The organism is Anaplasma phagocytophilum (assembly GCF_023476575.1).
GTDB lineage: Bacteria > Pseudomonadota > Alphaproteobacteria > Rickettsiales > Anaplasmataceae > Anaplasma > Anaplasma phagocytophilum_A.
The window spans coordinates 1-11,566 of the sequence record NZ_JAHLEX010000030.1 but is presented as its reverse complement, the minus strand read 5'-3'; the positions used below and the strand labels follow the sequence as shown (position 1 = coordinate 11,566).

Genomic DNA, 11,566 nt, shown 5'->3' with positions numbered 1-11,566 from the left:
TTCTAGACCTTAAGCTACACGATATTCCTAATACAGTCCGTGGTGCGTTAAAGTCCGTTATAAACTTTCCAGCTATAGAGATGTTGACCATACACGTTAGCGGTGGGAAAAACATGATTATAGGAGCCAACGTAACTGAAGCCTTAGATCGTGAGGGTATAGGTCTTTTTTGTGTTACGGTTATTTTCCACCATTAAGAACATGATGACCACGACGTTACCGTTGTATGGTATATATTGCGAATCTCATCCTATTAAAATTTCGTTTTTCCAAAAACGCCATAGAAGCTTTTTGGGACTATCTGAATTCTCTTGCATGCCTAGTACTCTTAAAATTCTTACCTATCAAAATTTCATTTTTCTAGAAACGCACTAAAATACTTTATAGTACTTTTTCAGTATCATTTGCATTTGCTGAGGAGCGTTGAACTTACACTCGCAACCAACGCGTAGATTACTTCTCATATTACATCCCCGTAGCGTATTACTACACGCAATATTAGGCCTTTGTGACAATATTCACCACCTTGCCAGGCACATAGTGTATGTTTTTTACTAAACGCTCTTTTATTCTGCGCTGCGCCAGTTCTAAGGCTTCGGTCTTGACCTTTTCATCAACACATTGCAACTCCACTCTAAGAGTACCACAAAATTTGCCATCCACTTGAACAGCAATGGTAGCAAAGTTTTCTTGGAGTAGGTCCTTTCTTACACTCGGCCAAGGCTGCTCACAAAGCATGCTCGTTCCACCGATAATCTCCCATAACTTCGCAGTCAAATGAGGAATAAATGGTTCCATAACTCGCAGTAAAATGCACACAGATTCATTAATAACGGAATTGCTAGCTGAACACTTCATCATTTCAAACACTATGTTGCTCATCTCTCTGAATTTTGCTACGGCACAATTTAGCCTACAGTACTCTATATCAGCTTCAATACCGTTGAGAAGCTTATGCACTTTAGACAGAAATTCAAGATCTTTGCCGCTTGTGTTCTCATTGTTAAATTCCGTGCTAATACTAGTATTACTTCTTAAAACCTTCCATAAGCGCTCCAAATACCGCCATGCACCTTCTACTCCACAGTCCGTCCATTCAATATCTCTCTCCGGAGGAGTGTCTGATAACACGAACAATCTTACAGTATCTGCTCCATATTGCTCGAGTATCTCGCTGGGATCAACCACATTTTTCTTCGATTTACTCATTTTCTCAACTTTGCCTTGAAAGACTTTTTTACCTTCATCAGCCATTTTTTCAGCATCTTTAGGAAAAAGATAATTCCCAGACTCGTCTTGATATGTGGTGTGACAAACCATACCTTGCGTAATAAGATTCCGGAAAGGCTCTTCGATTTGTAAGTGTCCGCATTTACCCAGTGCCCTGCAGAAAAATCTAGAATAAAGCAAATGTAGAACAGCGTGTTCTATGCCACCTATATAGTAATCTACTGGCAGAATTCTGTTGCTATCAGACAGGTTTAACTCGTTTTGTCTACTGCAAAATGCTGCAAAGTACCATGAAGACTCAAAAAAGGTATCAAAAGTATCAGTTTCTCGCTCTGCAGCCCTTCCACAAACGTGGCACTTTACGTGTTTCCACGTTTGATGATTCACCAGTGGATTGCCACCTTTTGAGAAATCTATATCTTGCGGTAACCGCACAGGTAAATCCTTCTTATCTACGGGCACTATTCCGCACTCTGTGCAATATATTACCGGAATAGGGCAACCCCAATATCTTTGCCGCGATATTCCCCAATCATGTAGCCTATAATTGGTGACTTGCTTACAATTACCAAGTGATTCCAGCTTTTCCAGCATTACACGTTTAGCATCGCCCAGACGCACTCCATCAAGAAAGCCGGAATTAGCGTATACGCCATCTCCAGTGTAGGCTCTTTCCTCTAAGTTACATACCAAACCCTCTTCAGGAAATACCACTTGCTGTATTGGTAGGCCATAAAGCTTGGCAAATTCAAAATCCCTTTGATCATGAGCTGGGCATCCAAACACCGCCCCTGTGCCAGAGTCTTCAAGAACATAGTTTGCTACGTAAATAGGCAATTTCCTGTCTAAAAACGGATGCTTTGCTACCAGCCCTGTGTCGATACCTGACTTTTCTGCATCTTTGCATTGCAGAACAGGTTTCGTGAGCTCATTAATACGTTCAGCAAATCCCGCTGCTGTAGCATATTGCAATACAGGATGATCAATAGAGACAGCGCAGAATGTCGCTCCAAAAAGCATATGGGGCATAGTGGAGAACACTTCTAACTTTTGTGCACAGTTTGTATCGAATTCTATTACAACGCCTTCGCTTTTCCCAATCCATCGTTGCTGCATAAGCTTAACCTTTTCAGGCCATCCAGGGAGATTATTCAACCCATCTAGGAGGCTTTGAGCGTAATCAGTAATCCTCAAAAACCACTGAGATAACTTACGGCGCTCTACCGGAGCACCAGAGCGCCAACCTCTACCATCAATTACCTGCTCGTTAGCTAAAACTGTATTATCTACTGGATCCCAATTAACCCATGATTCCTTGCGGTAGGCTAATCCGTTCTGTAAAAAGTCGATGAAGAAACTTTGCTCATGCTTATAGTAGTCCTCCGAGCAGGTAGTAATTTCCCGATCCCAGTTATATGAGATACCTATAGCTTTGAGCTGTGCCCGCATGGAATCTATATTATTCCTTGTCCACAATTCGGGGTTAATACCATAGGACAAAGCGGCGTTTTCAGCCGGGAGACCGAAAGAGTCCCATCCTATAGGGTGTAGAACAGAAAACCCCTTTGCACGCTTAAACCGAGCTATTACGTCCCCTATGACGTAATTACGTATGTGCCCCATATGGATATTTCCCGAAGGATATGGGAACATACTAAGGACATAGCAGTCTATGTTTTCGCTTTGGTCAATAGCAAAGCAGCACTGCTGTTGTATTTCACTCTCTATATTTTTAAAATCATAACTCATGTACAATGGGCCCCGGTGTTTTGTATATTCCACTAAAATGCTTGGCGATTTTGCATACAGAGTGCGTGTCACCATTCATTCAACTGGCTAACTATAGCATATAATCTAGAAGAGCAATACATGAGCAAAGCGTAGTATCGTGGTGTTATGTATATGTTATTTTACTTATATCAAGAGAATTTTTAACTGAAGAGTAGGCTATGATTTAAAAACGCCTATTGTTCCTAAATATATAAAATACCCTCCAAGTTTGTGCCAAAAGTGTTCATGCACTGCAATGCGTACAGTATGCTAATTATTTCATAATTCTAAAAAACTTTGCCATACACAGTAGTAGTTTTACCAGATAGGTATATTGGCGCCAGGCAAGAAGCAACGCTAACTAAACCCGGAATTTGCCTATATTAAATAAGGCATCTGTTCTTCAATATCCTTCTCAATATATTCTTGTCCTTTCCTCGACTGGCGGAGATTCAAACACCGAATACAACGCGTAATTTATTAGCTCAGCCCTAAAAGAACTATCCCCAAACACTACTATATGTTGTAACTTTTGACGATCTTGGAGACTTAAGTCATTAAATAACTCATTTCCCTGGGAATATACTGCGCAGAGTTCCATAAAAATGCCACTTTCTTTATCAGTATCAGTGGGAGGGGAATATTATAAAGTCAGTATCAATACTTTTATCACTTACAGTATCCCATGCTTTTTGAGCACAAATCCCGCTTTCTTCTTTCTTCTGGTAACATCTTCTTATTTACTCAGGGGGAAAACTTATCAGTATTTTTAGTATACTTTCTCAATTCCATCTTCGAACAAAGGCCTGCTCTATGATTTCTGTTTTCTACAGATAACCGCAGCCGCATATACTCTTTTTAATAGCTGAGAAGTGAAATCTACGGACTGATTAATAACGTTCTGAGCTAGGTAAGTAAATGTTGTTACCCGTAGGCGCATAGTTTACTTCTCATCGAAAATGCTAAAGACAGTGGCAATTCCCATAAAAGCTCCATAACCTTCTAGATAAGTTTGACTACTGTATATTTTCGCCAAAGATTGTTGGGCTTTAATATGACTTTCCGAAATAGTTTGCTTACTTTCCATATTGAGTAAATCTGCATGCACAATCTCTGCACCTATCAAAGACCTTCTCCACAATTTTTGCCTGTATCCTCATAACTGACGACTGCATAAACAAAGCATGTGGCTACAAGAACTGTGATATGAAAATTTGTACTTACACAGTAAGCGTAACGGGCCAAAACACCTTTGCGGTATATCTCTACCCTTATATGCTTTATTCCCACGCGTTGCATGATAAATAAGAAAGCTATCATGGAACCAATGCAATCATTTGCAGTACTAGAAAAAAACATGTCCTGGTTTGAGGAAATCTGTCCTTAATGCCGTGCATATTGGGGGATGAGAGAGTTTTTTAGGACTGGATTGATAAAAGACAACCATATAGCTGGCTGTAGCGGTATACCTGAATGTGTTTACAAGGTTAGGGAAAAATTGGGTAACGTTGTCACTATCGTTGAATGTGATACTAAAGGAGCAAGTTGAGGAATCTGTTATAAACAACGTGAATACTGTGTGCTGGATTACATAAAAAGGTCAGTAAGAATCGTTAATATGCGTTCAAAAATAGAAGTTTCTGGCGTAGTAAATCTAAAAAATGTGCGAGCTATTGCTGAATGTGGTGTAGACTATATATCCGTAGGATGCATTACAAATGCAGTAAAGTGCAAAGACATAGGCCTAGATGTCATAGAATAGAGATAACTGAAAAGGATGCGCGACTTATCCTAAGAGCTTATATCTTTCCAAATTAAGATTTATAAAGTTTACCAGCGCTTCAAGGAGTTAGTATCTGAATTGTGTTTAAGGTGTAAGTCCCATCTATTAAGTAATATTCTTTAAATCATGTTTTATGATTCTCAGACTTTTCAAGTCCCCGAGATTGATCTTTTTTGAGCAACAACAATGTTAGTTTTGAAGGAATTGCCAATTGAATATTCATTAAGTCGAGAGATGTATTGCGGTTTAGGCAATAGCATATAGAAATGACCTACAAGCTTAGACGATGCCGTGATATGCACTCAGCCGCAGCAATTCGTAAGCTACAATTTCAGATCATTTAAGATTTAGAGATCTTCAAGTAAGGAGCTAAGTATTTAGCAGTGATGCTGTTAGGATAGTTTTTCACGAGTTCATGAGGTGAGCCAACTCCCACAACTTCTCCTCCATTTGTTCCACCTTCAGGCCCAATATCTATTATGTAATCAGCAGTTTTTATTACATGTAAATTATGCTCTATCACCACTACAGTATTACCCATATCAGAAAGCCGATGTAGAATTTGTAGCAAGTTCTGAATGTCAGAGATATGCAGCCCAGTAGTGGGTTCATCAAGAATGTATAATGTGTTCCCAGTAGACCGCTTCGATAATTCTTTCGACATCTTTATTCTTTGTGATTCACCACCAGATAGGGTAGTAGAAGGCTGTCCAATCTTTATATAGCCCATTCCTACACTTTGTAAGGATTCTAGCTTTTCTCTGATGAGAGGAATCGCGGAGAAAAAGTCCAATGCTTGATCAACAGTCATATCCAAAACATCAGCTATAGACTTTCCTTTGTATAGCACTTCTAAAGTTTCTCGGTTGTAGCGCATCCCGTTACACTCCTCACACGTGACGTACATGTCAGGTAAAAAGTGCATTTCTATTTTCATATACATGTCGCCTTTACAAGACTCGCATCTACCACCTTTAGCGTTAAAAGAAAATCTACTCATCGTATATCCGCGAGATTTTGCCAAAGGTAGCCCGGCAAACCACGAACGTATATGCGTGAATAACCCAACGTAAGTAGCGGGATTTGAAGCAGGCGTTCTTCCAATAGGGGATTGGTCTATCTCTATAACTTTATCTATGTTCTCAAGCCCTAAGATTCCAGAGCACTCCCTAGGCGGCGGGGTTACCCCATAGACTTTATGCAGAGCATACGGATACAGTATATCTCCTATGAGACTCGACTTTCCACTACCAGAAACTCCTGTTACACAGGTAAATCCACCAATAGGGATCGTCACATCAACATTTTTGAGGTTATTCTTACAAGCGCCACGAATCTTAATCCATTTTGAGAAAGTTTTATTGCAATCGGAAATCGGAATGTCTAGCTTTCCGCTAAGAAATCTTCCTGTCATACTATTAGTATTAGAAAGTATCTCGTCTAAAGTGCCTTGGGCAACAATTTGTCCCCCATGAACCCCTGCACCTGGACCCACGTCAACTATATGATCAGCATGCATCATCGTCTCTTCGTCATGCTCAATAACTACAACAGTGTTTTCCAAATCCCGAAGATTCTTTAACGTTTCAATTAGTAGAGCGTTGTCACGTTGATGTAGCCCAATAGAAGGCTCATCAAGAACATATAACACTCCAGTGAGACTAGATCCAACATGAGACGCCAACTTTATACGTTGACTTTCACCGCCAGATAGTGTCCTAGATTCCCGATCTAGAGTTAAATATCCAAGCCCTACATTTGACAAGAAAGTAAGCCGTCCTATTATCTCATCTAACAGCTTTGAGCAGATTTGTTTTTCGAAATCTGTCAGTCTAGCAGGTAGCTCCTTACACCACTCAATCGTCTCACTTACCGTCATAGCACATACGTTACCAATATGCTTACCGTCAATTTTCACGCTCAAAGCCTGAGGCGATAATCTGAAACCGGCACAGTGAGGACACTTTCTAAATACGGAATACCTTTCCACTATTTTTTCAGCCACTATGTTTTCTGGATCACTCAAATAGCCCACTACACCTTTGAAAATTCCCACCTTAGCTGCGTTGGAATCTCCCTCCTCATTCCCAAACATCAGTAGGTTACGGAATTTCAAATCCAAACGGTGCCAGGGTTGAGATATATCTATGCCATATTTTTCAGCGACAGCAAGTATCTCACTGCTACATTTATGCACGAAAGTAGACTCATACGACGAATAGCATACAGGTTTTACAGGGCCAATCGGATCTATAGCACCTTGAATGATAGATAATTCCACATTGGGTACTAGCATGTTTACATCAATGGAACGGCTTCTTCCTAAACCCATGCAATATTGGCACGCACTATTTACTATGTTGAACGAAAAGAGCTTTGGCTCTATAGCTCCCACGTTAAAGCCACTATCAGGACAGAGAAAATGCTCTGAAAACACCAAGACTTGGCCTTCTACATATTTATTCTCAGTATAATCACCAGGCAACGTTACTATCTTAACGTATAAGACTCCATGTCCCACAGCTAACGCATTTTCAACACTACTCGATATGCGATTTGATCTCTCTCCAGTTATCACTAAACGATCTACCACAACTGAAATATTGTAACGTCTGTTATGCTCTAACTTGGGAATCTCATTAATATCGTAAACCACCCCATCTATACTTATTCGAACATAACCTTGTTTACGTATGTTAGATATTTCTTTAACATACTCGGTATGCTTATCCGAGGCGATGGGCGCAAGTAAGTATACCCTCGCTCCGGGAGGAAGATTTGCTATCTCCCTTACCATCCGCGATGCTGTAAATTTCACTATCGGACGATTCGTCGTAGGCGAATAGGGCACTCCTACTCTAGCAAACATCAAACGTAGATAATCATGTATTTCCGTAACCGTAGAGACGGTAGAGCGAGGGTTTTTTCCCGCTGTTTTCTGACTAACAGAGATAGCAGGTGACAAACCTTCAATAGAATCCACATCAGGCTTAGCCTGCAGGTTTACGAATTGCCTTGTGTAGGAAGAAAGACTCTCTACATATCTCCGCTGCCCTTCAGCGTAAAGTGTATCAAACGCTAGACTAGACTTTCCAGAACCGCTGACACCAGTGATGACAATGAGCTTATTCTTAGGCAGATCTACATCAACGTTCCTAAGATTATGTACCCTCGCACCACGAACGCTGATGACCCCTTTAGCCATGACAAGCCATACCTCTACGAGCCACTCATTAGCAACTTACCACTAGCAGATCAGAAGACTCTACTTCGGATACGGTACGAAGAGCTTCAGCCACGCTTGTATCTCCACCCGAATCCACAAGACCATCCAGTCTTACCGTCTCAGCACCTCCGTTATCATCCCCTTCAATTCCTTGATAGCACTCAATATGTGAGATTTCAGAATCGCCAAGAACTCTACTAGTAGCACCTTCCCCAGCCACATATCTTACGGGAATTTCAGATTTTGAGACAAAACCCATGTCCGTATCCGCGTCTACAGCGCCATCAGTGTTTTCTAGCTTCACCCCATCTCCCGCGCCAAAATTTAGCACGCCCTCACACGTCGCTGAAGGGGCTCCATCAGAATTATCCGCAAAAGTCGATAACGATAAGTCGCATGCAGAAGACCGCACAGTCTTCGCTTTATTTAAAATGGCATTTACAAAATTGACCTCACTCTTCTCCAGCACAGTAGAAGCTATTCCTACATATTCATTTATTATAACACACTCACTAGTCCTTAAACAGAGCAGTTCACACACGCCAGCTCTCATAACAGCTAGGCTCACCAAATTTATCCTCTCCATAGACCATTTTTCATTTAGATGCACCGAAATTAAACTATCTACTTCGTTACATTTCTCTACCATGCACCCCAGAATTCTAGACAGCAACTTCTTGTCCACTCTATACAAATCAAGCACTTCCTGCATTTCACATAAGTGCTCCAAGAGATCATCCAGATCAGATGCCGTGTAAGCACCGAACATCATGGCGTAAGCACCCTGTACCGCTAGGAATCTAGCAGAAGTTTTTCCAACATGCCATGGCATATCATCGTGAGCTCCATTAACCACTTTTTCCATCATGCTAGCCCAAAAACCTTCTATACAATTCCAGCATTCTTAACATCGCAGCAGCTGCTCTACCACCTATATTTATTCCATTTACATCAGCCCTTTCCATAGCCAAACTCATAGTATCAGCAGTTATTATACCCGTTCCCATTGGTACTGCATGTTGTACTGCAATGTCACTCAGAGTCGAGAAAACCGACTTCGAAACATGAATGTTATGATCTGTATATCCCCTAAGAACGCATCCCAACGCTACATACCCATCATAAGACTCTCTATCACTCATGATAGCAAAAGAGATAGCTTGCGGTATCTCTAGAGCTCCAGGCACTTCAATAACCTCACATTCTGCAGCAGCATTATAAGCCTTGATCCTTTCTATAGCCCCCTTTACAAGCTGTCCACAAACATCAGTATGAAAAGACCCGACAACAATCAAAGCACTTAATTTAGTATCCATAACACTTTCCACCACGACCACACACTATCCAGTTTCACCAATCTCTTTTCTACAGACAAAGTACCTAATCACAATTTGCTGCAGAATGGTTATAACGTTGCTACATATCCAGTATAGCACAAGTCCTGAAGGAAAAGAGGAAAATACAAACACAAAGATATATGGCAAGAATTTCATTACACCATATCTATCCGACGTAGCCTGATCTTTTTGCATAACTTTTTGCTGCAACACCATTGTAAGACCTAATACAACAGGCAGAACACCTATGCAGAACGGAGGCTCTAAAGGAATTAATCCAAATAGATTTAAGAAGTTTGCCGTATCTTGACTAGAAAGATCCCTTATCCAACCAAATAAGGGAGCATGGCGCATTTCTATAGTAACAAATAGCACCTTGTACAATGCAAAGAATATCGGAATCTGAATCAGTACCGGTAGAAACCCGGAAAGAGGACTAACCTTGTGTTTCTTGAATAAGGAAGCTATCTCCTTACTAATCCTGAGATCATCTGTTTTATACAGTTCCTTTATTCTTAAAACCTCTGGCTGTAGCCTTTTGAGCTTGAACATTGAAACGTATGACCTCATTGACAAAGGAAAGGCTACTAACTTGATAGCCACCGTCAACATTACGATCGCTAAACCAAAATTTCCTAACAGCTTATGAAAATACTGCAACAGTAAAAATACGGGCTTTGTGATAAAATACAACATACCAAAGTCTACTGCCTTATCGAACATTGGTATATTCAGCGTATCCTTATACTTATCCAAGAGCTCTAGCTCTTTAGCTCCCATAAATAGATGCGTGACCGCCTCTACCTTATCATACGCTCCTATCACACCGTGTGATTTACTGTAATCTACTTGAAAACGTCTTGCTCCGTCTCTGAAAACGCGCTGCGTACGGAAAGCCAGCTTTTCTTTCTCAGATGCTGAAGGTATTAATGCTGCAAACCAATACTTATCTGCAAAACCAATCCAGCTATGGCCGCCATCTTCTCTAGTTATGCCGCTGAGCCGTATACTTACAGCTTCCTCTAAATTTTTATATGTCCATTCCTTGAGCCCATGACCAAAACTACCAATTGCACCTTCGTGTGAAATCCAGAAAGATTTACTACTCTTAGAATGTGCTCTATTAATCCTACCATAGTGTGCAAGGTGTACGTTAACATCAGTATTGTTAACAACTTCTTGAGTCACCGTGAGCATATAATCTTGATCCAAGGAGAACTTCAACCGAAAAATTAACCCCTCTCCGTTATCCCAACGAATCGTAAAATTCTGCTCATCGCTACCATCTTCCAGATTCCAAACAGTATCCCTACCTGGAACCTTTAGTACGTGTTTTGGATCAACCCATCCAAACTCGACCATAGAATCACTAACTGTCCCTTCAGGAGACATTAGAAGCACATTTTCCGAATTTTTATCAAGCGATACCCGATATTTTACCAAGGACGCATCATCTATTAAAGCACCTCTAAGTGACACAGAGGCAGCTAGCTTTGAGTTCTTAAGCTCGACGCGCGGGACTTGCTTTCGTGCATCACTATAAGAAGTATAATCAACAATATCATCAACTTCTGGTATTAGTGACTCTGATTCCTGAACCCCTTCAGGAACAGTGTTCACCGCGAAAAACTCTCCATAAATGTATTTCCACCCCAGCATTATTGCAACAGATGCAACGACCGCCAGTATCAAATTACGAACTTCTGACATATACACAAAACGCCATGTAAGTGACTTCAGAGCACACAGAACTGCATGCCACCGAATCAGCTAAGCTAGCATATAAAGCATTGCAACGCAATACGGATATGCTCACCAAAATATGTCATTCGGAACTATAGTATGTGGCTTTTCAAATGACATGCTCGGCTTAGCTCTACTTTTCAAAGTAGAGAAGCTATATTGTCAGCTATTTTTACAGAGTTTGCTATCTTGTACTATACGGTCAAACACAGCCTTTTTTTCTTATCTTTCTGACAGAAATCAATATAAAAGTTTTTGATACATACTACAATGCCAAGTCATTACAGCACCTATAGTATAAGTGTGCTTCTACTATGCGACAAACTTATACCCTATAGTTGTTTTGAGACCTCGATCCATTATTCAGTGATGACATTCGTACTCAACCAGGGGCACAGTACTGTATGTCGACAATAGTAAACCAACGATGAGCTATGAAGAGAGTTTTCTATGTAATACAATTCTTCTGCCCGACCG

The 11,566-nt window shown here is 40.7% G+C and carries 9 protein-coding genes; 3 read left to right on the top strand and 6 right to left on the bottom strand.

Translation table 11 applies throughout. The features are described 5' to 3' along the window. Positions 1–197 (top strand): orotidine 5'-phosphate decarboxylase / HUMPS family protein (locus KPX09_RS02395; protein WP_249548795.1); only part of this gene is annotated, 197 nt, incomplete at its 5' end. Between the two features lie 301 nt (positions 198–498). Here KPX09_RS02395 and leuS read toward each other — a convergent pair. Then, positions 499–2,979, bottom strand: coding sequence for a leucine--tRNA ligase (gene leuS, locus KPX09_RS02390; RefSeq protein ID WP_249548794.1), 2,481 nt, complete (start codon positions 2,977–2,979; stop codon positions 499–501). A 964-nt stretch (positions 2,980–3,943) separates the two neighbouring features. After that, positions 3,944–4,141 carry a hypothetical protein gene (locus tag KPX09_RS02385; RefSeq protein WP_249548793.1) on the bottom strand — a complete coding sequence of 66 codons (198 nt, stop codon included), beginning with the start codon at positions 4,139–4,141 and terminating at the stop codon, positions 3,944–3,946. Positions 4,142–4,405: 264 nt separating this feature from the next. On the opposite strand from KPX09_RS02385, the gene KPX09_RS02380 reads away from it, so the two are divergent. Together KPX09_RS02380 and KPX09_RS02375 are read left to right on the top strand one after the other, a co-directional pair. Further along, positions 4,406–4,549, top strand: a complete 144-nt coding sequence (locus KPX09_RS02380) for a hypothetical protein (RefSeq protein ID WP_249548792.1) — start codon at positions 4,406–4,408, stop codon at positions 4,547–4,549. Between the two features lie 69 nt (positions 4,550–4,618). Next, positions 4,619–4,762 (top strand): hypothetical protein, encoded by a 144-nt coding sequence (locus KPX09_RS02375; protein WP_249548791.1) that lies wholly within the window; start codon positions 4,619–4,621, stop codon positions 4,760–4,762. 361 nt (positions 4,763–5,123) lie between these two features. On the opposite strand, the gene uvrA is transcribed toward KPX09_RS02375, so the two are convergent. The 4 genes from uvrA to yidC are packed head-to-tail and all read right to left on the bottom strand — an operon-like array spanning position 5,124 to position 11,056. Continuing rightward, entirely contained in the window at positions 5,124–7,988 is a 2,865-nt protein-coding gene (gene uvrA / locus KPX09_RS02370) for an excinuclease ABC subunit UvrA (protein ID WP_249548790.1), read from the bottom strand. Positions 7,989–8,016: 28 nt separating this feature from the next. Next, the gene (gene nusB / locus KPX09_RS02365; RefSeq protein ID WP_249548789.1) at positions 8,017–8,877 is read right to left on the bottom strand and encodes a transcription antitermination factor NusB; all 861 of its coding nucleotides are present in this window, start codon (positions 8,875–8,877) and stop codon (positions 8,017–8,019) included. A gap of 1 nt (position 8,878) precedes the next feature. Further along, positions 8,879–9,325 (bottom strand): 6,7-dimethyl-8-ribityllumazine synthase, encoded by a 447-nt coding sequence (locus KPX09_RS02360; RefSeq protein ID WP_249548788.1) that lies wholly within the window; start codon positions 9,323–9,325, stop codon positions 8,879–8,881. Between the two features lie 24 nt (positions 9,326–9,349). Next, positions 9,350–11,056 (bottom strand): membrane protein insertase YidC, encoded by a 1,707-nt coding sequence (yidC, locus tag KPX09_RS02355; protein WP_249548787.1) that lies wholly within the window; start codon positions 11,054–11,056, stop codon positions 9,350–9,352. Positions 11,057–11,566: the final 510 nt, after the last annotated feature.

Bases quoted from the DNA above. Each gene is read 5' to 3' on its own strand.
- KPX09_RS02375 (WP_249548791.1), top strand. From the start codon at position 4,619: ATGCGTTCAAAAATAGAAGTTTCTGGCGTAGTAAATCTAAAAAATGTG.
- KPX09_RS02360 (WP_249548788.1), bottom strand. From the start codon at position 9,325: ATGGATACTAAATTAAGTGCTTTGATTGTTGTCGGGTCTTTTCATACT.
- leuS (WP_249548794.1), bottom strand. From the start codon at position 2,979: ATGAGTTATGATTTTAAAAATATAGAGAGTGAAATACAACAGCAGTGC.
- yidC (WP_249548787.1), bottom strand. From the start codon at position 11,056: ATGTCAGAAGTTCGTAATTTGATACTGGCGGTCGTTGCATCTGTTGCA.
- nusB (WP_249548789.1), bottom strand. From the start codon at position 8,877: ATGATGGAAAAAGTGGTTAATGGAGCTCACGATGATATGCCATGGCAT.
- uvrA (WP_249548790.1), bottom strand. From the start codon at position 7,988: ATGGCTAAAGGGGTCATCAGCGTTCGTGGTGCGAGGGTACATAATCTT.
- KPX09_RS02380 (WP_249548792.1), top strand. From the start codon at position 4,406: ATGAGAGAGTTTTTTAGGACTGGATTGATAAAAGACAACCATATAGCT.